General features: G+C 71.2%; 16 protein-coding genes and 1 pseudogene. 7 read left to right on the top strand and 10 right to left on the bottom strand.

Annotated features, from left to right (window positions below; genetic code table 11):
- Window positions 1-82: 82 nt before the first annotated feature.
- The 6 genes from H958_RS0106740 to H958_RS48135 form a co-directional block, all read right to left on the bottom strand.
- Window positions 83-1903: a PI-PLC domain-containing protein gene (locus tag H958_RS0106740; RefSeq protein ID WP_028058096.1), complete on the bottom strand. Its 1821-nt coding sequence runs from the start codon at window positions 1901-1903 to the stop codon at window positions 83-85.
- 25 nt (window positions 1904-1928) lie between these two features.
- Window positions 1929-2705 (bottom strand): SDR family oxidoreductase, encoded by a 777-nt coding sequence (locus tag H958_RS0106735; RefSeq protein WP_028058095.1) that lies wholly within the window; start codon window positions 2703-2705, stop codon window positions 1929-1931.
- A 228-nt stretch (window positions 2706-2933) separates the two neighbouring features.
- Complete coding sequence (locus H958_RS35540; protein WP_156027749.1) at window positions 2934-3662, bottom strand: hypothetical protein; 729 nt, start codon at window positions 3660-3662, stop codon at window positions 2934-2936.
- Between the two features lie 50 nt (window positions 3663-3712).
- Entirely contained in the window at window positions 3713-8080 is a 4368-nt protein-coding gene (locus tag H958_RS44885; protein WP_081685664.1) for a GAF domain-containing protein, read from the bottom strand.
- 102 nt (window positions 8081-8182) lie between these two features.
- Complete coding sequence (locus H958_RS0106720; RefSeq protein ID WP_028058093.1) at window positions 8183-9547, bottom strand: ABC transporter substrate-binding protein; 1365 nt, start codon at window positions 9545-9547, stop codon at window positions 8183-8185.
- Between the two features lie 278 nt (window positions 9548-9825).
- Window positions 9826-10425, bottom strand: coding sequence for a TetR/AcrR family transcriptional regulator (locus H958_RS48135; protein WP_028058092.1), 600 nt, complete (start codon window positions 10423-10425; stop codon window positions 9826-9828).
- Window positions 10426-10668: 243 nt separating this feature from the next.
- On the opposite strand from H958_RS48135, the gene H958_RS0106710 reads away from it, so the two are divergent.
- Together H958_RS0106710 and H958_RS0106705 are read left to right on the top strand one after the other, a co-directional pair.
- On the top strand, window positions 10669-11556 hold the full coding sequence (locus H958_RS0106710) for a hypothetical protein (RefSeq protein WP_231379186.1): 888 nt from the start codon (window positions 10669-10671) through the stop codon (window positions 11554-11556).
- Window positions 11557-11595: 39 nt separating this feature from the next.
- Window positions 11596-12351 carry an SDR family oxidoreductase gene (locus H958_RS0106705; protein ID WP_028058090.1) on the top strand — a complete coding sequence of 252 codons (756 nt, stop codon included), beginning with the start codon at window positions 11596-11598 and terminating at the stop codon, window positions 12349-12351.
- Window positions 12352-12730: 379 nt separating this feature from the next.
- Here H958_RS0106705 and H958_RS0106700 read toward each other — a convergent pair whose 3' ends face one another.
- Window positions 12731-13234, bottom strand: a complete 504-nt coding sequence (locus H958_RS0106700; RefSeq protein WP_028058089.1) for a hypothetical protein — start codon at window positions 13232-13234, stop codon at window positions 12731-12733.
- 507 nt (window positions 13235-13741) lie between these two features.
- On the opposite strand from H958_RS0106700, the gene H958_RS35535 reads away from it, so the two are divergent.
- Entirely contained in the window at window positions 13742-15274 is a 1533-nt protein-coding gene (locus tag H958_RS35535; protein WP_051323919.1) for a carboxylesterase/lipase family protein, read from the top strand.
- Between the two features lie 35 nt (window positions 15275-15309).
- Window positions 15310-15588: a site-specific integrase gene (locus H958_RS0106690; protein ID WP_028058088.1), complete on the top strand. Its 279-nt coding sequence runs from the start codon at window positions 15310-15312 to the stop codon at window positions 15586-15588.
- 658 nt (window positions 15589-16246) lie between these two features.
- Here H958_RS0106690 and H958_RS48865 read toward each other — a convergent pair.
- The gene (locus tag H958_RS48865; protein ID WP_028058087.1) at window positions 16247-17179 is read right to left on the bottom strand and encodes a LysR family transcriptional regulator; all 933 of its coding nucleotides are present in this window, start codon (window positions 17177-17179) and stop codon (window positions 16247-16249) included.
- Window positions 17180-17260: 81 nt separating this feature from the next.
- On the opposite strand from H958_RS48865, the pseudogene H958_RS49020 reads away from it, so the two are divergent.
- The 3 genes and pseudogenes from H958_RS49020 to H958_RS45990 all read left to right on the top strand — a co-directional run.
- A pseudogene (locus H958_RS49020) lies at window positions 17261-17746 on the top strand (MFS transporter); the annotation flags it as partial.
- A 49-nt stretch (window positions 17747-17795) separates the two neighbouring features.
- The gene (locus tag H958_RS42910) at window positions 17796-18581 is read left to right on the top strand and encodes a muconolactone Delta-isomerase family protein (RefSeq protein WP_051323918.1); all 786 of its coding nucleotides are present in this window, start codon (window positions 17796-17798) and stop codon (window positions 18579-18581) included.
- Complete coding sequence (locus H958_RS45990; RefSeq protein ID WP_156027745.1) at window positions 18578-18748, top strand: SDR family NAD(P)-dependent oxidoreductase; 171 nt, start codon at window positions 18578-18580, stop codon at window positions 18746-18748. Before H958_RS42910 ends, H958_RS45990 begins: the two co-directional genes overlap by 4 nt.
- Window positions 18749-19311: 563 nt before the next feature.
- Here H958_RS45990 and H958_RS42905 read toward each other — a convergent pair.
- Window positions 19312-21720 (bottom strand): sensor histidine kinase, encoded by a 2409-nt coding sequence (locus tag H958_RS42905; RefSeq protein ID WP_051323917.1) that lies wholly within the window; start codon window positions 21718-21720, stop codon window positions 19312-19314.
- Window positions 21623-22579 (bottom strand): SEC-C metal-binding domain-containing protein, encoded by a 957-nt coding sequence (locus H958_RS49015; RefSeq protein ID WP_407641127.1) that lies wholly within the window; start codon window positions 22577-22579, stop codon window positions 21623-21625. Before H958_RS49015 ends, H958_RS42905 begins: the two co-directional genes overlap by 98 nt.
- Window positions 22580-22773 lie beyond the last annotated feature (194 nt).

Here is a 22773-nt window from a genome sequence, read left to right as displayed (position 1 = left end):
TCGCAGGATCGTTCTCGTGCTTCCGCCGGCGGGCTCATCGCGGCCGGCCGCGGCGACATGGCGAACCGGCGGATCGCCGGCGCTACTTCAGTCCGCCGGCCTGGACCGTGCGGTTGAGGGTGTCGACGACCCGGAAGAGGTCGCCGCGCTTGTAGAAGTTGACGGCCAGCAGATTGGGCAGGTGATGGCGGAGGCGCTCGCACTCCTGGGCGCGCGCCAGCAGCGGGGCGTACGCGTTGACCTTGGCCGCGTCGCTCGGGCGCGGGATCGGGTCGGTCGAGACCCAGTGGTTGATCAGGAACAGCGGCGCCTTCGCCGGGCCCCGGTTGGCCTTGCAGCTCGCGGGGAGGTCCGCCCGGTCGGTCAGCAGCCGCGCGCTCTTGAACGTGTACGGCGTCTCCTCGGTCAGGCTCGCGTAGGCGAGCCGGTACCACGGCGCCGCGCCGGCGTGGTTCTCGGCGAGCAGCATCAGCCGCCGGCCGGAGTCGATCATCTGCCCCAGCGTCGTCGTGGCGGGGTCGCCGGAGAACGCGTAGGGGACCAGCCCGGCGTCGCCGACGGCCTTGACGTAGTCCGCCGGCGTCACGTAGTCCTGGTTGATCACCACGACGACGTCGGACGGATGGGTCGCGAGGAAGTCGTGGATGTCCTTCAGCGCGTCCGCCAGCGGCGTCGCGCCGAGCTCGCAGAACGTGTGGCAGAGGTACATCCCGCGTTCGCCCTCGCCCCGGAATCCGAGCCGCTCGCGCAGCCGCAGCGCCGCCTGGATGCTCGCCTCGCTGACGCCGTCCTGCTGCGCCGTGCGCCGCAGCTGGGCGTCGGTGCCGAAGTACGTGCGCACGCGGCCGTCGGGGAGCCGGTCGGCGTAGTGGGTGTCGACCAGCAGGCCTCGGATGCCGTCCTCGAGCTGGCCGCCGATCGAGCGGTCCTGCTCGGCCGAGGCCCAGCCCGGCAGCGGCGCTGACATCGCGTTGTGGGTCGCGGGCAGCACCACCTGGTCGAGCGGGCGATCGCACAGCGCGACGGCGCCGTTGCACGCGTCCACCGCGGGCCCCGGGGCGGCGGCGCCGCCGGCGGCGACGAACGCGCCGGCGCTGCCGGCGACGAGCAGGGCGGCCGGCACGATCACGGCGGCGAGCGGGGCGCGGCGCCGCCGCGCGGGCTCGTGCTCCGGGCGCGGGCGGTAGACGCCGCGCAGCGCCGACTCGAGCCCCTTGTACACGAGGTAGACGCCGCCGACGATCGCGGCGACCTGCACGACGGTCAGCGGCTGCGCGATCACGATCGCGCCCGCCGCGATCAGTGCGGCCGCGCGGGCGAGGCGGCGCGGCGTGCTGCGCGGCTCCGCGGCGACCGTCCTCCATGCGCGCGCCGGCGTTCCCTCGATGGCGACCGGGCGGATCAGCGAGTCCGCGGCCGCCGCGACGACGATCCCCCCGCCGCCGAGCGCCCAGCCGAGCGTGCGCAGGTCGCCGAGGAACGCGGTCCAGACCCCGGCGGCCGCGGCGCGCTCGTCGGGGTCGCTCACGCCCGCGAGCACGACCGCGCGCGCCGCCGTGTAGGCCACGACGATCGCCACGCCCGCCGTGGCGGCGCCGACGCCGAGCCGCGCGATCGCGCGGCGGCGGTCGAGCGCGAGCGCGATCGCCGCCGCCCCGGCCGCCAGGGTGAGCGCGGCGAGCAGCCAGGACAGCACGCGGACGCGGTTCGCCAGCCGGGCGAGGTCGCCGGCCGCGCTGCCGATGCGCGCCGTGGCGACCCGTACCCGGCCGCCCTGCTCGAGCTTGGCCGCGAGGTCGGGCCGCAGCTTCTCGATCGCCGCGCCGGCGACCGTTCCGCCGTCGACGCGGCCACCGTGAGCGCCGCGGCCGCTCTGCGGCGGACGTCGGGCGGCATCGGGCACAACCGTACCGATGCCGTCGCGGCGGCTATCCCGGGACCAGGCCGCAGGTCGCGTTCACGATGCCCGAGGTGATCGCGCCGGCGCCGTCGGACGCGAGGAACGCGGCGGTCTCCGCGATCTGCTGCAGCGCCGGCGGGCGCCGCAGCATCGTCATCTGGGCGATGCCGCCGAGGATCGCGTCCACGTCGATCGCGGCGGGGTCCGCACCGTTGACGGCGGCGATCTTCTCCGCCTTGAGTGTCTCGCGCACGGCCGCGGTGTGGATGCCGACGACGCGCACGCCGCGCGGCCCGAGCTCGGCGGCGAGGTAGCGGTGCAGCGCCTCGGTCGCCGCGTCGGTCGGGCCGGTGTTGCCCATGCCCGGCTGGGTGCCCCGCGAGGACCCGCTCGTGAGGTGCAGGATCACGCCTGAGCCGTCCATGTGCCGCGCCGCGGCGCGGGCGGTGAGGAACGCGGTCGTCACGCCGGTGTTGATCGCGCCGAGCACGCGCTCGAGCGACATGTCGACCAGCGGCGTGCCCTGGTCGTCCCCGCGGCTGATCAGGTTGAACGAGATGTCGATGCGGCCGACGGCGGCGGCGTGGGCGTCCACGGCCGCCTCGTCGGTGGCGTCCAGCACGGCGACCTCGGCGCGTCCGCCGGCCGCGGCGATCTCGGCCGCGACCGCCTCCATCGGCTCGCGCGTGCGTCCCGCGAGGTGAACCGTCGCGCCCTCGCGGGCGAAGGTCCGGGCCACGGCGCCGCCGAGCGAGCCGCCGCCGCCGTAGATGATCGCCGTCTTGTTCGTCAGAAGAGCAGTCATGCGCGGTGTAACGACACGGCGCGCGCCGACTCATCGGCGGGCTACGGAAGCGAAGAATCCCACGGGCTGTTCGCCCACCGCGGCGGCCGGGGCGAGCGCGGCAGCCACGCTGACCCCGGCCGGCACGCGGGATGCCCTGCGAGGTAAGGGCATGGGCGCGTATGACCGTAGGCGAGGGTCTCGGCGGTGGCGAGCGACGGAGCGGCGGCGGACCCGATCGGGTGGGCGCTACTCGCTCGGCTTGCCGGCGATCAGGTCGCCCATGCGCTGCCACGCGCGCTGCATCGGCCGCGTGGAGGCGAAGCGCTCCTCGGAGCGCCGCCGCCGCTCGGGGTCGTACCGCCGGCGGGCCCACAGCGAGTCGGGGCGCCCGAGCCGGATCGCGCCGGCGAGCGCGACGGCCGGCACGAACAGGCCGATCACGCCGAGCATGAGGCGGCCCTTGGCGAAGCAGGCGACGGCGAGGCCCGTGACGCCGGCCACCACGGCGGCGGTGCCGAGGATCGAGGAGGCCTCGTCGAGCCCGAAGGGGCGCGTCCCGATCACGACGAGCGCGGCGAACGTGCACGTGCAGACGACGGCGTCGAACGACGTCCGGCCTTCCTCGCTCCAGTACACGTCCTGGAGCCGGACCCAGAGCGCGAACTCGTCCAGCGTGAAGCCCGCGCCCACGCCGAAGCCGATCGCGACGATGTGCCACAGCGGCGCCTGCAGCGGCGCGGCGAAGCCGAGGAAGCCGCACAGGAGCAGCAGGCAGATGCCCCACACGAGGTGATGCAGGTGGACGCCGCCCGTCTGGACGCCGCCCGGCCACCACGAGACGCTGCGCGTCAGCCGCGCGCTCGTGCGGATCGCGAGGAAGGCGACCAGGAACGAGATCAGCACGACGAAGGCCGTGCCGGACCCGGGCTCGAATCGCTCGCCGAACGGGTTCACGCTGACGATCTCGCCGATCACGCTCCCTGGATCGTCGCACCCGCGGGACGGCTCCGCGGAACGTTGGGCCGCTAGCGGCCTGAGAGCGGCAGCGTGGCGGTCAGGAGCGTGCCGGCGCCGGGCGGACTGTCGATCTTCAGCCGGCCCCCGAGCGCGGCCGCTCTGTCGCTCATCCCCACCACTCCGTGACCGCCGGGATCAGCGCCGCCGGTCCCGTCGTCGCGAACCTCGAGCTCGAGCATCCCATCGTGTACGGATGCGACGACCTCGGCGCGGCTCGCGTGCGCGTGCTTGACGACGTTGGTGAGCGCCTCGGCCACGATGAAGTACGCGCTCGCCTCGATCTCCGCCGAGAACCGCTCGGCCGGAGTCTCCACCTCGACCGGCAGGTCGAGCCGCGCCACGAACGCCTCGAGGCCGGCCCGCAGGCCGCGGCTCGTGAGGGCCGCGGGGAGGATTCCGTGGGCCAGCTCGCGCAGCTCCGCGTTGGCGTGCTGCGCCTGCTCGAGCGCGTCGCCGACGACCGACGCCGCCTGGCCGTCGCGCTGGTCGAGCGCCCGCTGCGCGAGCTTCAGCGTCACGATGGTGTGCACCAGCCGCTGCTGCGCGCCGTCGTGCAGGTCCCGGGCCACGCGGCGGCGGGCCTCGTCCGCCGCGGTCACGAGCCGCGCCCGCGAGGCCGTGAGCTGGTCGCGGCTGTCGGCGTTCGCGATCGCGGTCTCGAGCAGCTGGGCGAACTTGGCCATCCGCTGCTCGGTGTCGGCGCGCGGGGACTCCTCCCAGTTCCAGCCCGCCGAGACGACGCCCCAGAGCCGGCCGTCCACGACAATCGGCGCTCCGACCGCCACACGCACGCCCGCCGCCCGTGCCAGCTCGGCGATGACGCCGCGCGCACCTGCATAGCTCTCCATCCGCGCGGAGCGCTCGGTGCGCCGCACCACCGCCTCCACGCTGTCGCCTTCATGGCTTATCCGCGCACCCGCGGGGACCGCGTGTGCGCTCGAGCCGCGGAGCGCGAGCACGGTGAGCTCGGCGCCGGGCTCGTAGCGGCCCACCACGACGTGCTGGGCATCCAGCAACCGTGCCATCTCGCCGGCGAGCGCGTTGAAGACAGCGGTCGGCGAGGCCCCCTCCGCGACCAGCGTCGCCACGCGGCGCAGCGCCGCCTGCTCGTCGGCGAGCCGGGCGAGCGCTTCGCCCGACTCGGCGTTCGCGATCGCGGTTGCGACGAGCTCGGTGAACTTCTCCAGGCGCTCCTCGGTGTCCACCGGGAGCGACGCTCTGGCCGACACGGTGACGGCGCCCCACAGACGACCCTCGACGACGATCGGGCTCGAGACCGAGGAGACGGCGCCCGCGCGAAGCGCGTGGACGGCGGTGGGGTCGCCGACCGTCGCCCAGTCCTCGCCGTCGCTCCTGGCGGAGCGCCCGGTGCGATACACCTGCGCCGCACTCGTCTCGTCGTCGACCGCGGATCGCGATCCGATGGCGATCGCCTCGGTGCTCTTCGCCGAGCCGACGACGACGGAGGACGGAGGGTCGGAGTCGAACCTGCTGACCGCTGCCAGGTCCGAGCCGAACAGTCGACCGACCTCCACGCTGACGGCCGAGAAGAGTTCGGCCGGCTGCACGCCTTGCGCGACGAGCGTCGCCACCCGCCGCAGCGCGGCCTGCTCGTCGGCGAGCCGCTCCACCTCCGCGCGGGCCTCGGCGTTGGCGATGGCGGTCGCGATCAGCTCGGTGAACTGAGCGACGCGCGCCTCGGTGTCCGGCGGAAACGCACCGGCCTCCGGCTTCGCGACGCCCATCACGCCCCACAGGCGGCCGCGGACGACGATCGGACAGCCGACGGCCGAGCGGATCCGGAGCCCCTCGGCGCGCCGGCCGACGGGCTCGACGATGTCCGAGTAGTCGTCGATCCGGGCAGGCCGGCCCTCCTCGAGGACCGCCGGCACGACGCCGCCGCCGTCGAGCGGTACCGGCGTCCCGACCGAGAAGCGGGCGGAGCCGTCTGCGTCCCACATGGCCACCACACGCGCGTTCCCGTCACGGTCGTTGCGCAGGAGGGCGCAGTCGACGTCACCGAACACCTTCGCCACGTCTTCGGCAACCCGCTCGAACACCTCCGCCAGCGACGCCTCCTTGGCGACAAGCGTCGCGACGCGCCGCAGCGCCGCCTGCTCGTCCGCGAGCTGGTCCGCCCTGGCGTGCGACTCGGTCTTGGCGATCGCGGTGGCCATCAGCTCTGTGAACTGGCCCAGGCGCGATTCGGTCCCCCGCGGCATGGGCACGTCCCGACTCGTCCCGGCGACCATCGCACCCCACAGCCGGCCTTCCACCATGATCGGCGTCCCCACGACGGAGCTGATGCCGACCGGGCGAACCGCCTCGCCGATCGGGCCGCTCGAGGTCTTGCCGTAGTCGTCGAGCCTGGCCGGTCGCCCGGTCCGGAACACGCGCGAGACGATGTTCTCGCCGCCCAGCTCCCAGCGCGCCCCGATGGGCAGGGCATCTGCGGCCTCGCCGCCGCTGGCGACCAGGACGACGCTCCGGTCGTCCTCATAGCGCAGCATCCGGGCCTGCTCGGTGCCGAGCAGCCGGCCGACCTCCTCCGCGATCGCGGTGAAGACCTCTGTCTGGGGCGCCTCGCGCGCGACGAGGGTCGCCACCCGCCGCAGCGCCGCCTGCTCCTCGGCGAGACGCTCCACCTCGGCACGCGACTCCGTGTTGGCGATCGCCGTGGCCATCAGCTCCGTGAACTGCCCGAGGCGGGACTCGGTATCCGGCGGCAGCAGATGCCGGCGAGTCGTGCCCGCGACCATCGCACCCCAGAGCCGGCCTTCCACGCGGATGGGCGCCCCCACGATCGAGCGGATCCCGATCGAGCGGGCGGTCTCCGCCAGGGGCCCGCTCATCGCCCGGGAGTCGTCGATCGACGCCGTGTGTCCTGTCCGGAACACCCGCGAGGCGGCGGTGTCGGCTTCCAGCGACAGGCGCGAGCCGACGGGCAAGGCGTCGTCATGCCCGCCGGAGCTGCCCACGACGACCGCGGTCAGGTCGCCGTCGTATCGCAGCATCCACATCTCATCCGCGCCGAGCGTGTGCGCGATCTCCTCCGCGATCGCCCGGAAGACCTCGGCCTGGGGCGCTTGGCGCGCGACCAGCGTCGCCACCCTCCGCAGTGCCGCCTGCTCGCCCGCCAGACGCTCCCGCTCGGTCTCGGTCTGCCGGCGCTCCGTCACGTCGCGCGCCACCGCATACACGAACCCGTCCTCGACGATCGGCGTCGTCTGCCACTCGAGCACCCTCAGCGTGCCGTCCTTGCGGACGTAGCGGTTCTCGAACGACAGCGTCGCGTTGCCCTGACCGATCGCGGCGGTCTCCACCGCCGTCCTCTCACGGTCGTCGGGGTGGACGAAGTCGAGATACGGCCTCGAGAGGAGCTCTTCCTCGGTGTACCCCAGGATCTGCTCGGCAGCCGGATTGACGCGCCTGAAGCATCCGTTGAAGTCGGCGACCGCGATCAGGTCGGAGGAGAGCGTGAAGATGCGGTCGAGCTCTTCCTGTGCCCTGGCTCTCCGTGCTCCATTGATGCCGAGCGCGACCGCCAGCGCGGCAAGGACGAGCCCGGCGGCGAGGACGAGCCAAGGCAGCACCGCCGCGGCGTCCCGGACCGATTCCCGCGGCACCACGACGTCGAACCGCTGCCCTGCGACGGCGAGCGTCCTGCTGACGGTCTTCGCGCGGCTCTCCGGCGATGTGCCTGCGGCCGCGATCCGCACCGCCGGCGAGCCCCTGGCCGCCGCACGCAGCGTGAGGTCCGATACGAAGACGACCACGTACCCCGGGTCGAGGACCTCCGCGACGAGATTCGGCGCCGGCGAGACGAGGAAGAGCCCGCTGGTCCCGGTGCTCGGGGGTTCCACAGGGGTCCCGGCTACGTCATCGCGGCGGGTCGCGCGAGCGAGTGCCGCGGCCATCCCCGGCTCGCCGCTCAGATCGGTGCCGGGCACGGCCATGGGATAGAAGCCGGACACCAGCGTCGCCGGCAGGTAGGAGGAGCGGGATCCGCTGACCCGCTGGTCGGGTGTCACGATGGGCTGGCCGATACGCCGCTCGTACGCCGCGCGGCGGGAGCCCGGAACGCGCTCGACCCATGCGGCGGCGGGGAAGCCCGCCGGGCTGAGCCACCTGGATGCGTTCCTCGCGAACTGGTCGCTCGTGACCCCGGTGCCGCTGGCGTCCAGCATGAACCGGCGGAGGCTCTCGGTGAGCGACGCCGCCTGCGCGAGGCGGCCACCGATCTGCGCCGCCGCGACCTCGGCGCGTCGCTCGGAGTCCCGTCGCGCATCCCGCTCGGTGAGCAGGCGGGCGGCGATGAAGCCCGCAACGGTGAGCGCGAGGACCAGCGCTACAGGTGCGATCTGTCGCGGCCGCACGGCCAGATTTCGAGGGATTCCCTTGATTCTGCTCCGTCGCCATGCCCCCGGCAAGGCAGGACGTCAGAGGCACCGCGGGCCGTGGCTGTCAGTGGTCGAACGTCACTTCGGGACGCGGGACGCGATCGTCTGGCAGTTGCTGAGCGCCGAATCGATCGACGACCGGCCGGCGATCACGGCGGAGAACTGCTCGGTGCACTGGTTGCCGACGTCCTGGTACTCGGGGATGCCGACGTAGGCTCCGGATGCCGGCAGCCCCGGCCGCTTCGTCGTGCCCGGGTCGTCGATCGGCGCGGACTCGATGGCCTCGAGCGTCGGCCGGGCGAATGCGCGGGCGGCCCTCAGGTATTCGGGGATCTCGTAGGTCGACCGGCGCGTGCCCGGCGGGATCGCCGCCCACCCCTCGGGGATGCTCGTGCCGGCCTCATGGATGTACTGCGGTCCGCTCGCCCACGAGATGTATCTCCAGGCCAGGCCCGCCTTGCTCGACGTCGACGGGATGGCGAGCGCCCACGACCAGAGCCATCCCGACGACCTCGTCAGCTCGACCGGGGCGCGGGCGTAGCCGTTCTTGCCCTTCACGTCGCTGTCGTCGGCCTCGAGCAGGCCGGCGGCGACGGTCGCGTCGTACCACATCGCGACCTTGCCATGCAGGTACTGGGCGAGGCACTGGTTGTAGCTCGCGCCGGCGGCGCCGTTCTCGCCCGCGTCCCTGACGAGGTCGACGTAGAACTGGAGCGCCTGCCGGAACGGCGGCTGGTCGACCATCGCCCTGCCGACCGAGCCGTCAGGCCTGGCGGACCACCACGTTCCACCGAACGTGTTCAGCACCGTGCCGAACGAGGCGCCGAGCTCGCCCCAGCCCGGCTTGCCGCGCATGCAGATGCCGGCCCGAGCGGGCGTGTCGATCCTCCGGGCGATCTCGGCAACCTGTCTCCAGGTCGGGTGCGTCGGCATCTGGATGCCGGCTCGCTTCAGGACGTCCTTGCGGTACATCAGGAAGGACGACTCCCCGTAGAACGGCGACGCGTAGAGCTTGCCGTGGTACGACAGGGCCTTCCGTATCGTCGGGATGACGTCGTCCAGGCGGTAGGCCCGGTCGGCGGAGGCCATCGGCGTGAGGTCCCTGATGTGCCCGTCCTTGCCGAACTGCGGCGCCTCGTACGGGCCGATCATCACCACGTCGAACTGGCGGCCGCTGGAGGCCACGTCGCGCGTGGTGACCTCACGCAACGTCCCCTCGTCGAGGATCGTGTAGTTCACCTTGATGTGGGTCCTGTCGGTGAACAGCGACGGCGTGAGATGGGCGAGGTCCTGCATGTTCGGGGTGTCGACGATCGCGACGTTGATCGAGCCGCCGGCGCGCGTCCCACCGCCCTTCTGCTTGTGGCCCCCGCAGCCGGCCACGGCAACCGCGCCGATCGCGAGCAGAACGGCGATCCACGCGACGCGAACTGACGCGCTCATGGCACTCCTCCCGTTGCGCACGTGCTCCGCGGCGGCGTGCGCGTGCTCGCCCAAGAACGCTAACCGTCGCTCGGCCGGGGCACAACGCGACACGATGGCCCACCACGACCACCCGGCAGACCGGGATCCGGCTCCCCGCGACCGATGCGATCGGGTCCCCGTCGAGGCGCGGCGCCTCCCATGCGATGGCCCGAAGGTGCCCCGCGGCCTCGGAGACGTCCCTCCGCCGCGCGCTCGTGCGCCGCGGGTAGCGGCGAACTGCGCCGGCGAGGGAGGGGTCAGTTTCTTGCGCGAGGTAGCGGGCCTGTGAGCGCCGACTGCACGAGCGGCGCGAGGAGCGCGACGACCTCCTCAGGGGGCATCGCGGCGAGCGGCTGGAAGTGCAGCACATAGCGCGCGATTCCGAGCCCGAGCAGCTGCGCCGCGACGAGGTTGGCGCGGACTGCCGGCGCATCGCAATGCAGCCCCTCGACCAACGGCGTGAGGAGCTCATGCTCGAGGAAGTCCCGCAACTGCCGCTCGGCGGCGTCTTGGGTCGTGGCCGCCCGGAGCAGGGTGACGATCGGGTTGCGGCCACGCTCCGCGTCCCACGTCCGTACGAAGAGGGCGACGAGCCGCGCTCCTGCGGTCGTGCGATCTCCGCAGATCACGGCGCCGATCTCCTCGACCGGGTCGAACGGCCAGCGGATCGACTGCGCGAAAAGCTGATCCTTGGAGCCGAAGAACTGCATGACGAGCGCGGGATCGACGCCGGCCTCCTCGGCGACCGATCGGATCGTGGTCTTCGCGAAGCCGCGCTCGCCGAACTGACGCTGCGCGGCTGTAGCGATTGCGCGGCGGGTGCCGCTGTCGCCGGGTCGCCGCCCGGTCTTCGTCATCGAGCCGTCCCTGGACGCATTCTGCCCTTGAACAATATCCACCACGTTGATATCAACCACGTTGAGTTCGCAACCAAGGACCAACCAAGAATGGCCGAGCGCATCCTCATCCGCAGACTCCTCCCGGCAGTGCTCGCCGGGCTTGTCGTCAGCTTCGCCTTCATCACCTTCTTCACGTCTGCGCTTCACGACCCTCGGCCGAACGACCTGGACATCGGCGTCGTGGGACCGGCGCCGGTGGTCGTGCAGGTCGGCCGCGAGCTCGCGCAAGCGCTGCCGGGCGCGTTCGACGTCCACGGCTACCCGAACCTGGCTGCCGCGCGCGACGCGCTGCGCGCCCAGCGCATCGACGGGGCGTTCGTCCCGGGCCGCGGCTCGCCGAGGCTGTTGCTGGCCGGCGCTTCCGGCGCCAACGCGACGAACGTGCTGCGGGCGGCCTTCGGCGGGGCGGCGTCCGCACAGGGGCAGCGGCTGCAGATCGACGACGCGGCGCCGCTTCCCTCGCATGACTCGCGCGGCATCGCGGCGTTCTTCGTGGTGGCGGGGACGACGCTCGGCGCGACCATCTTCAGCGCGATCCTGTTCCTGCTCGGCGGACACGCGGGCGGCGCATCACTGCGGTTGCGCCTGACGCTGATGGCGCTCTTCGTCGCACTCGCCGGGACGGTGGGTGCGATCGCCACGAACCTCGTCGCCGATGGCCTGGCCGCCTCGTTCTTCGCGGTGGCCGGCATCGCGGCGCTGCTGGCCGCCGTGATCGCCCTTGTCACGACCGCGTTGGTCCGGTGGGTCGGCGCGCCGGGGGTCGGCATCGCGATGGTGCTGTTGACCTTGTTCAGCCTGCCCGCCACCGGCGGAGCGGTCGGGCCCGAGTTCGTGCCCGACTTCTATCGCTCGATCGCTCCGGTCTTGCCGAGCCATGCCGCGCTGCAGGCGCTCAAAGGCGCGGTGTACTACGGCGGCGGCGGGACGACGACGCCGATCTTGGTCCTCCTCGCCTGGATGGCCGCCGCGCTGACGATCCACGGCGCCGCGCGCGCGATCGGGCACCACGGGCCTTGGCCGCCGCCGATCGGGCGGCATGTCTTCGAGCGCGCGAGCGCCGAGGCCGAGGAGCCGGCAGCGGCATGACCCTCACGCAATCTGCACCACGACACGGAAGGGAACCTCATGAAGATCGTCGTCATCGGCGGAAGCGGGCTCATCGGGAGCAAGCTCGTCAACAACCTCGCGGCCCACGGGCACGACGCCGTGGCCGCCTCGCCCAGCACCGGCGTCGATGCGGTTACGGGTGAGGGGTTGGCGGAGGCGCTCGAGGGAGCCCAGGTCGTCGTCGACGTGGCCAACGCACCGGACTGGGAGGACACGGCGGTGATGCAGTTCTTCCAGACGTCGTCGCGAAACCTCCTCGCGGCCGAGCAGGCGGCGGGCGTCGGCCACCACGTCGTGCTCTCGATCGTCAACACCGACCGCCTCCCGGACATCGGGTTCTTCCGGGCCAAGGCGGCGCAGGAGGAACTCGTCAAGGGCCACGGGGTCCCCTACACGATCCTCCGGGCCACCCAGTTCTTCGAGTTCGTCGGCGCCATCGCCGACTCCGCCACCGAGGGCGACAAGGTCCGGCTTCCGTGTGCGCTGTTCCAGCCGGTCGCCGCCGGCGACGTCGCCGCGGTCCTGGCGGAGATCGCCACCGGAACGCCGCTGGGCGGCACCGTCGAGCTGGCCGGCCCCGAGGCACTTCCCATGGCCGAGTTCGCACGCCTGCTCCTGGCCGGCAAGGGCGATGCCGGCGAGGTCATCGCCGACCCGCAGGCCCGCTACTTCGGCGCTCTGCTCGACGACGGGTCGCTGACTCCCGGGGACGATCCCCGCATGGGTGAGATCCGCTTCGCGGAGTGGCTGGACCGGGCGACGACGAACGCCTAGCCCCGGTCACTCAACGATCGACACCAAGAAGAAGGCTCCTGATCCCCGAGATCGTCGTCCTCGCGCGGGAACCGCGCATCCCACGTCGCGGCCCGTTCGGGCGGGTTGACGGCGCAAACCGACTCCCGCTTTGGGCGGGATGTCCTCGCCGTGCTCGGCGACGAAGTCGTCGGTCGGCGCGGTCCACCCGCCCAGTCGCGTCGCGCCAGGGCGGACGCGAACGCGCTCATGGATCAACGGCTCCGGGCGATGCCCGAGCCAACTCTCCCCGACCGGTACCCATGTCTCGGCGACACCGGTCATCGGCCGCCCGGTCGTCGTGGTCGAGCTCTGCTCGGCAGGGTCCGGGCAACCGGACCTACCAAGCTCATCGGCGGAGCTACGTCAGAAGATCGTCGTGGCCGTAGCGGTGTGCGCATTCGCGAGCGGCCTCGGCTTGAGCTCTGTTCTTGCCGGCGCCGGCGAGCAGCTGGCGTATGTGGCGGCGCCGCTGGTGCTGTGTGTGGGTGGATTGGCACTCACGCTTGAGCGCTTCGGTGGCATGCCGTGCGTCGGGGTCGATGGCCAAGAAGCGCATGACGAGTTCGCTGAGATACGAGTCAACGACGACTTGGCCGTCTCGTGCGTCGTAGGTCCCGACGGCGATCACGTCGAAGCGCCGAAGCTCGCGGCGCTTCGTCGTCGGGGTCTGCGCGATGAAGTGCCCCCAGGCGATGCGCACGCGGTCGGCGTAGGTGTCGGCCTCGTCCTCGTAGTTGACGACCAGCCGTGCAGTGGCGAGGGAGCCGACGATGCCTGAGCCGGGCGGTGGCTGCCAGGTCGCGAACTCCGCCGGGATGAAGACGTCGGCGGTGCGATCGGCGGTGTCGGTGGCGGCCGGCATCGTGATCAGCGTAGTTCGCTGCTACAAGGCCGAGCGATGCGGATTCGCTGATTCTCGAGGCTAAGGCGCCGCCGGCTTCGGGGGCAGGCCTGCTACCGGCTGTCTCTCGCGGCGCCCTGGACCGCTCTGCGCGCGTACAAGGTGGGGGACTCGGGTCCGGGTCGAGCGTGAGGCTTTCGGGAGTGGAAGGAGCGGTGTCAGGTGCGGCCGCGCTACGAGCCGCCGGTCTACGGGTCAGTCATGGGCGTTCGCCGTGGCGGCCGCTCACAGACCTTCGTCGACGAGCTCCATGCGATCGAGCGGCAGGCGGGACGGGCGGCGTGAGGATCACGCAGCTGCCGGACGGGCGCTACTACTACGACCGCAAACACGACCCGGTCGCAGCGGTCTCAGCCAGGGGCGCGGATGCTGATGGCAGGCTTGGGGCAGGCGAGGTTGCCGGTTAGCGCGACCACTGTCGGCCCAGCCGTTCGGCTTCGTGCCTACAGACCAAGGGGACTACCACCGATGACTGTTCACATTGTCAATACCGCGGCGGGGCGACTCTCCGGTGACCGCACGGGCGAGGTTGCCCGCTTTCTGGGAATCCCCTACGCGGCGGCTCCGGTGGGCGACCGCCGATTCGCACCCTCGGGCCCTGCCGAACGGTGGGAAGGGACTCGAATCGTCACCGGTTATGGCGCTACCGCACCGCAGCCGGCTGTGAACCCAGCCCATGCTGACCTCGCGCCGCTGATCGGGCCGGGTTGGGTCACCGGCGACGGCCAGTACCTCAATCTCAACGTCTGGACACCCGATCCGGGCACGAGTGGGCTTCCGGTGATGGTCTACATCCACGGCGGCGGGTTCATGATCGGCTCGGGCAGCGCCGCCGCCTTCGACGGCACCGCGTTCGCTCGCGACGGCGTCGTTCTGGTCACCGTCAACTACCGACTCGGGGCGGAAGGCTTCCTCGCGCCGACCGGTGGGAGCACGAACATCGGATTGCGCGATCAGATCGCAGCGCTGCACTGGGTTCGCGACAACATCGCCGGGTTCGGCGGCAACCTGGACAACGTCACCGTCTTCGGTGAATCGGCCGGCGGCACCTCGGTCGCGTTCCTGCTGCATTCCCCGATGGCCGCCGGACTGTTCCAGCGAGCGATCGTCCAGAGCGGACACGACGAGATGGCCCGCCGGCTCGAGCTCACCGAAGCACTGACGAAGGCGTTCGCGTCCCGGCTCGGGGTCCCCTCGACAGCAGACGCATTCCGGGCAATCTCTGCCCCCGACGTGCTACGCGCGCAGGCAGCATTGCTCAGACACGAACCCCGCCCGGACCTCCGCGATGAGCACGGTGTCGATTCGGGCCACCGTCGCGCGCTGTTCCTCCCCACCACCGGTGACGACGTCCTCCCCGACCCGGTGGGTGTTCCGAGCGCACATTCGCGCGGCATCGACCTGCTGATCGGCACAACGCTCGAAGAAGCCAACCTCGGTCTCGGTGCCGACGAGTTCGCCGGCTTCGACGAGCATCGCGCCGTAGCCGAGCTGGCCGCCACTTACCCCGCCGCCGAGGCACTCCTCGAACGCCACGGCCTCCACACCACGAGTGTCACCGCCGCAGATGCACTCACAGCCACCTACACGGACCTGATGTTCCGATCACCAAGCCGCCGTACTGCGCTTCGCCACCCAGGCCGCACTTACGTCTACGAGTTCGCATGGCGATCACCGCTACACGGCGCCGCGCACGGCCTGGACGTCCCGTTCGTCTTCGACACAACCCAGGCATGCCGCCGTCTCATCGGTGACGCAGCACCCGAGGCCCTCACCCACGCCATGCACCAGACCTGGATCAACTTCGCAACCGATGGTGACCCGGGCTGGCCCATTTACGACGACGCCAGAACAACGATGAGGTTCGACGTCAGCCCTCACGTACGCGAGGACACCGCGCCCCATGACACCGGCGCCGAATACCTGCCGCACACCACCCCAATAACCCAGGTCGCCGCGCGCGCCGAACATGAGGAACACGCTCCCAATTTCGGTGCCTGACGAATATAGGACAGTCAGGTGGGTCGATCGGCAACGTGACTGCTCGCCTCTCGCGCGAGAGGTCGCGGGCGGGCGGGCGTAGCGCACCGCTGTCGCGCACGACGCCGCACACGCTCCGCCGCACGTACATCTCGATCGCGCTGGTGGCGAACAACTTCGACGTGCTGTGGGTCATGGGCCAGGTGGGCCAAGAGGACTCGAAGATGACGATGGACGTCTGCGCACAACTGCAGCAGCGCGTCAAGCGCGAGCACGGGCGGGCCTTCGACCAGCTCGTGCGCAAGGCGCGAAAGCAGCTCAACGGGGCGAAATGACCCGCCGCTGGGCCACGGATTGGGCCACGGATGGCCCGACCAGGGGTTCGAACCACCCGAGCCACGAGGCCCCGAGCAAAGAAAAACCGCCTGTAGCAGGCGGTTCGTTGGATGGCGAGACCCCGACTCGAACCGGGGACACCACGATTTTTCAGGACGCCGCGCGGAAGTCTCTCACACGGCGAAATCCCTGCGTACATACCGGATCTCAAGCGCTCAACCGTCGGCGGCGGACGTCGCACTTCGCGATCTTTCAGCGGCGTTCGGGTACCCGGCCCGCTGCGAGTACCCAATGCGATGGCGATCGCTGCTCGTGGGCCCGGAGCCTGCTGCGTCGCGCGCCCGAAGTAGGCGTCCACCTCATCCGGATTCTCCCAAGACTGTGGTCGGGGCGACGGCAGAGGACCATTCGCTGCGGCTCTCGAGCTTCGGAGCTCGCTCGCACGCCGCGCACTAGCCGAAGCAGCTGATGCAGCCCGGCGAACGGCAGATGCGCCTCCGACTGAACGCCGGTCGCCGTGAGCACGGTCATGCAGGGCTCACGTGCCGGCCGCTCGGCCTCGGACAACAGCGCGATTTTCCGATTGCCGGGCTCGCCGCGAAGCACGAGCGGCTGCCCGCCCCGCGAGCGACCGCCGCGCCACGATGGGATCGCCCATCAGCGCCCGGAGTCATGCGGCGCGAGTTCCTCTCGATGCGGGTCCCTCGAGGGGAGCCAGGTCGGTCCGACGGGAACGGCGTGCAGTCCCGCGGTCCGCGCCACCGCGCTCGCGTGTTCGCGTAAAGCGGCGATGGTTTCGCGACCGTCGTCTGCGCGTGTGACGAGTGACCAGCACCAGAGCGGGCACGGATCGACGACCGGCAGGGTGCGTAGGCGTGCTGGCAGAGTGTCGGTGTACCGCTTCGGCGACATCAGCACCGGTGCGTTGAGACGAAGGGCGCGGTCGTGGAATGCCGAGCCGGCGATGCCGCCGTCATCGATGTGTTGGACGCGTGCACCGGTCGCCTCGGCGAACTCCCCCGCGAAGTCGTTCCAGGCTTGCCATGACGTCAGGTCGGCGTCTACGAGGACCCGCAGCTTGCGCCCCTGAACGGTCTTTCCCAAGCGCCCGGCCGCGGTGACGGCCACGAGCGGTTCGGGCCAGAGCAGGCGGAAGTCGAGTCGGTCATCGCGCGAGCCGGCCCATGCGACGGCCGCGTCGAGTCCGCCGTCGGGGACGCGCCCGATCTGAACGTGGCTGGGCATGACCCATTCGTCGACGCGGATGTGCAATGCCGCCGAATCGGTGAGCCCATCGGGAAGCCAGCTCACGTAGCCGATCCGCAACGCTCCGGTGGCTCCCGCCAGCCGGCGGCGCGCGCTCGCGCTGAGCTCGAGGATCTCGCGGGCGTCGGGAAGCAGCATCCTCCCGGCTGCGGTCAGCTCGACATGGCGGCGATCGCGGACGAACAGCGGCGTACCGACGCCGGCCTCGAGCGACTTGATCTGCTGCGACAGCGACGGCGCGGCGATGTTCAGCCGCTCTGCCGCCCGGCCGAAGTGAAGCTCCTCGGCGACCGCCACGAAATAGCGGAGCAGCCTCAGCTCCATGCGCCGAACGATACGCCGGGTGTTAGCCGGCGCCTAACAGCGTGAGCCAACCGGTCGTGGCCGAACACGCGCGCAGGCTGCATGCTCTCTCGCATGGAGCTGCCGGCCGCACAGTGTGTCCCGATCGCACCGAGCCGTGGACGGTCGCAGCGTCAGGCGCTGGCGTTGGCCGCGATCTCGGCCTGGTTCCTGATGATCACGCTCGACGCCACGATCGTGAATGTCGCGCTGCGGGCGATCGGCGCCGACCTCGGCGGTGCGCCGTCGACGGCGCAGCGGGTTGTCGACGGAGATACCGTCGCGTTCGCTTCACTGCTCCTCCTCGCCGGCTCGCTGGCCGACCGCAGGGGCGCTCGCACCGGCTTTCTCGTCGGGCTGACGGTGTTCGTCCTCGCCAGCGCAGCATGCGCCGTCGCCGGCTCCGTCGCGTTCCTGGTCGCAGCGCGGATCGCGCAGGGCATGGGTGCCGTCTGGTTGATGGCGAGCTCGCTCGTGTTGATCGCCCACGCCTTCGCGAAGACCGGGGCGCGTCGGCGGGCGCTTGCCGTCTGGGGCGCCGCGTCGGGAGTCGGTCTCGCCAGCGTCGTCTTTCCCGAGTACGACCGCGGAGGGCATCATGGAGTTCCTTGTCGAGTTCGAGATCAGGGTGCCGGACGGAACGCCCGAGACCGAGGTCGAGGAGCGCACGAGAGCCGAGGCCGCCGCCGCCGCCCAGCTGGTGGAGAAGGGCCATCTCCTGCGGGTCTGGACCCGGGAAGCCCCCAGTGGCGGCACCACGGTCCTTGGCCTGTACCGCGCCGACGGCCACGCCGAGCTCGACCGTCTGCTGGGCGCTCTCCCGCTGTACCGGTGGATGAAGATCACGGTCACGCCGCTCGGCCCGCACCCCAACGACCCGGCCAATCGCGTCGGCGACGGTCCTGCGCCTATGACCGGCCGGCTGCCGGCGCCCCGACTGACGCCGGTCTACCGCCTCGAGGCCGCGCTCGGTGACCCGCTCGACGTCGGCGAGGTCAGCCAGGGACACCGCCGCATCGTGCCCTTGACCGGGGGCACGTTCGCAGGGCCCGAGCTCAACGGCAAGCTGCTGTCGGGCGCGAGCGCCGACTGGCAGATCGTGCTGCCGGACGGCACCGCGCTCGGCGACATCCGCTACACGCTGCAGACCGACGGCGGCGCGCTTCTCTACGTCCGGTCACGAGGCGTGCGCCACGGCAGCGCTGAGGTCCTCGCACGGCTCGCCCGCGGTGAAGACGTCGACCCGAGTGAGTACGTCTTCCGCACTTCCACCCAGATCGAGACCGCGTCGCGCGACCTCGACTGGCTGAACAAAGGTGTCTTCATCAGCGTCGCCGGCCGCCAACAGGACGGCGTGATCTACGAGACGTACCTGGTCGCATGAAGGTCGCGATCGTCACCGGCGCGTCGCAGGGCATAGGCGCCGGCATTGCCGGCGCCTTGGTCAGCGCCGGGTACGCGGTGGTCGGGACCTCGCGTTCGATCGCGCCCTCCGAGGGTGACGGCTTCGTCACGGTTCCGGATGACATCGCCGATCCGAGCATTCACTAGGGGACGTGCCATTGACCGCGGATGCGCAGGCGCCCCTGACCCCAAAGCTGGTGGACCCTAGCTACGACCGCGCCGTCGTCGAGCAGGCGCCGCGACGCGCCGCGGCACTCACCCTGGCGCAGCGAGTGCTAGCGGCGCCCCTAGGGAACGATCCAGTGCCCATCGTCGTCCTCAACACGACCTGATGGGTGGGGCGCGCCCAGCGCACAGCTCACGCTCCCTGTGCGGGCTTCTCTGCGAACAACTGAACGCGGCTCCCATCAGCTACCGCGGTTGGTGCTACCGACGAGACTTCGCCACTGCTTTCGCCGGAACTGGGCACTCCGTCGCTGGCCTCTTTCAGCGGGCGGCTCGGCCCGCGCGTCCGGCTTCCACTTCCGCGTGCGTGGCTGTCGCACAAACGGTCGGATCCGTCCGAGCTGATTAAGACGATAGGTCGCTGGTGGAGAGCACCGCTCCGCGGCGACAGTCGCCATCCGGCCCCTTGCGAAGGCCACCCGGATTGGCTGCGCGGCCGGATGACGCCTGTCATTTACGGCCCGGCGCGCTCCGACCACGCTGCTCTACCGAGACAACCCATACCCGTGCGCCACCCACCCCTCGATTGGGAACTTGGCGAGCAACGATGTGCCGTTGCCGGCGTTGCTGGTGATCTCGATCGTTCCGCCGAGCGCCTCGACGCGGTCTCTGAGACCGATGAGTCCGGAGCCGCGTCTCGGATCGGCGCCGCCGAGGCCGTCGTCGCGGACGACGAGCGCGACGGTCGAGTCTTCGGCTTGGACGGCGATGTGCACGACGGACGCTTGGGCGTGCTTGGCGGCGTTCGTGAGTGCCTCGGAGACGACGTAGTAGGCGGCCACCTCGACGCCGTCGGGGAGTCGCCCGTTGATCCGGGAGTCGAGTTCGACCGGCACGGACGAGCGCCGGGCGAGCGTTGTAAGCGCAGGCGTGAGGCCGCCCCTGGAGAGGATCGCGGGGTGAATGCCGCGCGCGATCTCCTGGAGCTCCGCTGTCGCACCTCTCAGGCGTTCGGCGATTTGCGCGAGCTGCGCCCTGACCTCGACGAGCTCGGGCGGGACCTCGGCATGTGCCAGGTGCAACTCGATCGCGAGCGTGACAAGCCGCTGTTGGGTGCCATCGTGCAGATCGCGCTCGATGCGACGGCGAGTCTCGTCCGCGGCCGCCACGACACGCCCTCGCGAAGCCGTGAGCTCGGCCCGGCTCTCGGCGTTCGCGACGGCCGTGGCGACGAGCTCCGTGAACTGCGCCATGCGGGCCTCGGCGCCGGCCGACGCCGGCTGCTGGTGCGTCCAGGCGGCGACGATCAGACCCCACGGGCGGCCCTCGACAACGATCGGGGCTCCGAGCTCCGAGCCCAGGCCGAGGTGACGAAGCGCGGCGAGGCAGTCCGGCGCACTTCTGGAGGCCGGGTGTTCGCCCGCGAGCGCCATGCGCGTCCCCGCTGCCATCTCCACGCCGGGGTCGCCGTTGACTGCAACGACCGTGGCTGTGCCGTCCGACTCGTAGCGCAACAGGTACGTGGAATCAGCCCCGAGGAGCTCGCACGTCTCGGCGGCGACGGCATCGAAGACCTCGGTGGCGGAGACGCCCTGCGCGACCAGCGTCGCTACGCGCCGCAGCGCCGCCTGCTCGTCGGCGAGCAGGCGCAGTTCGTCGCGGCTTGCTTCGACCATCCGCTGGGTTTCGCGCAGCTCGTCGGCTGCATGCCGGCGGTCGGTCACGTCGCGGGCGGCGGCGTACAGGAGCCCCTCGTCCGGCATCGGCCGGGTGCTCCACTGCAACCACCTCGCGGAACCGTCACCGCACATGTACCGGTTCTCGAACTGGACCAACTTCTCGCCGCGCTCGAGCATCTCCATCGCCTCAACGGTCCGCGCGCGGTCGTCGGGGTGGACGAAGTCAAGAAACGGCCGGGACAGCAGCTGCTGGGTCGTGTAGCCGAGCGTCCGCTCGAAGGCCGGGTTGACCCGCTTGAAGCGGCCGTCGAGGCCCGCGATGCACAGCAGGTCGAGCGACAGATCGAAGATCCGCTCGACCTCGCGCTCGGCCCGCCTACGCCGCGCGATCCCGCGCACGACGAGGACCGCGATGAGCGCCGCCGCGATGGGCCATGCGATTGCGAGCCAGGGCAGCAGCGTCTGGAATCCCGTTAAGGGCGCGGTCGCAACGTCGATGCGCCACCGACGCCCGAGGGTGCCGAAGCTCGCGCTGCGGGCGGGCGAAGAGTCGAACCCCTCGAGGTGCCGGCCGTCGAGGCTGACCGCCAGACGTCGCGGATCCCCGCCAGTTGAGGCGGTCAACCATCCCTGCGGCACGAACACCACGAGGTATCCGCGGGAGTTCGGTCCATGGCCGAAGCTGCCGGCCTTGAGGAGATAGAACCCAGGCCGGCCCCCGAGCGAGCCGAGCTCGCTGGCGCTGACGGCGGAGGCCGACGAGCGGTCACGGATGGCGGTGGCGAGAGCCGGCCAGCGGGACACGTCCACCCCCGGCGGCAGCTCCGGGCTGCCATTGGTCGTGAAGGTCGCAGCCAGGTACGACGCTGCCGGTGGGGCAGGCTTGAAGCTCCCTGCCGGCGTCAGCCGCGTGATGGGAGCGCCGACGCGCGCCTCGTACGTGCTGCGCGCGAAGCCGGGGATGCGCTCGACCCACATCGCGTCGAGGAGGCCGACACCCCCGGCGGTGCCGCCCGCCAACTGGACGAAGCGCTGCTGGCCTGGGACCGGCTCGCCCGCCAGGATGTTCCCCAAGCCCACGACGTACGCCCGCGCACGCCCGAGGATGACCTGCGCCCCCACGGTGTCGACCTCGACACGCCGCGACGCGTCCGAGTCGCGATCCCTACGGATCGTCTCACTCGTGACGACGTACCCCACCAGGCTCAACAGCACGATGAGCAGGGGAAGCGCGAGCCCGAATGAGCCCGCGAAGCGAAGCCGAGAGTGCTTCAAGGGCTCGGTACATCGTGCCGCACCGCCGGAGCCATGGCAAGCGTTCAACAGGATGCGTCGAGGCCGAGCAGGTAGGCGCGGAACTGCACACCGGACGCGGTCTCCGGGAGGGCTTCGAGCGCGGGCTGATGACCGACGAGGCGGTGTCGCCCGGGATCCGGGCGACTGTGACGAGCGCGGCGGCGGTGATGATCGGCGTGTTCTCAATCGTCGCGACGCTGAGCTCCCTCGACTTCAAGGAGATGGGCGTCGGGCTGGCGTCCGCCGTGCTCATCGATGCGACGATCGTCCGCGCCGTGCTCCCGCCGGCGAGCATGAAGCCGCTCGACGACCGGAATTTTTTGGTAGCTGCCGTCGTGACTCGAGTGGCTGCCGCAAGTCGCTCCCGAGCCGGCCGTGCATCACGAGCCCGAGCTCTACCCCTCGCGCCGGTCCGTGGACGTCGAGCGCGAGGACGCGCGGGTGTCGCTGGCGCTCCGGGGCGAGCTCGACCTCGCGAGGTGTGCTCTCTGTTGCGGGGTGTCGATCTGCCGGGGGACAGCGGTGAGCGCGCCCCAGCCCCAGTCGGGGTCGTCGTGTTCGATCGATCCGCGCAGCGTTGGAGGTCGGGGCCGATCAGCTTGGGGAGAGTGACGACGAGGGATAGGTCGATCGCGGGCAGGTCCATCAGGCCTTCTGAGAGATGGTCGAGCGCGCGGTCGGTGAGGCCGGCGAGATCAGTGATCGCTTGGCGTGCGAGCCGGGCGACGTGGGCGCGGGCGAGCTGGTCGTCGGACGGTCCGCGTCGCTGGCCGCAGCAGTGTTTGGTCTTGCGAGCTGAGCCGCACGGGCATGGCTGGTTGCGTCCGGATCCGGACACTCGCGTCTCCTCTGCATCCGGGTCGGTCGGAGCGGGACCGTTCCGTCCGCCCTGTGAACGGTGATTTACCCGCAAATGAGCGGGTTGCAGATCGATCGGGAGGTGCACGTGCCCCCGGAGGCCTCCACATCGCCGCCTGACCGGAAATTCATCCGGGGGAAGTAATTGAGCCTAAATCGCGATCCGATACGTTT

Source organism: Candidatus Solirubrobacter pratensis, assembly GCF_000425945.1.
Taxonomy (GTDB): Bacteria; Actinomycetota; Thermoleophilia; order Solirubrobacterales; family Solirubrobacteraceae; genus Solirubrobacter; species Solirubrobacter pratensis.
The sequence above is the reverse complement of the archived record's forward strand: the minus strand, read 5'-3'. Positions and strand labels throughout refer to the sequence as shown.

Coding starts and splice junctions, on each gene's coding strand:
- H958_RS0106735 (WP_028058095.1), bottom strand. CDS start 2,705: ATGACTGCTCTTCTGACGAACAAGACGGCGATCATCTACGGCGGCGGC.
- H958_RS0106720 (WP_028058093.1), bottom strand. CDS start 9,547: ATGAGCGCGTCAGTTCGCGTCGCGTGGATCGCCGTTCTGCTCGCGATC.
- H958_RS48135 (WP_028058092.1), bottom strand. CDS start 10,425: ATGACGAAGACCGGGCGGCGACCCGGCGACAGCGGCACCCGCCGCGCA.
- H958_RS0106705 (WP_028058090.1), top strand. CDS start 11,596: ATGAAGATCGTCGTCATCGGCGGAAGCGGGCTCATCGGGAGCAAGCTC.
- H958_RS0106700 (WP_028058089.1), bottom strand. CDS start 13,234: ATGCCGGCCGCCACCGACACCGCCGATCGCACCGCCGACGTCTTCATC.
- H958_RS35535 (WP_051323919.1), top strand. CDS start 13,742: ATGACTGTTCACATTGTCAATACCGCGGCGGGGCGACTCTCCGGTGAC.
- H958_RS48865 (WP_028058087.1), bottom strand. CDS start 17,179: ATGGAGCTGAGGCTGCTCCGCTATTTCGTGGCGGTCGCCGAGGAGCTT.
- H958_RS42910 (WP_051323918.1), top strand. CDS start 17,796: ATGGAGTTCCTTGTCGAGTTCGAGATCAGGGTGCCGGACGGAACGCCC.
- H958_RS45990 (WP_156027745.1), top strand. CDS start 18,578: ATGAAGGTCGCGATCGTCACCGGCGCGTCGCAGGGCATAGGCGCCGGC.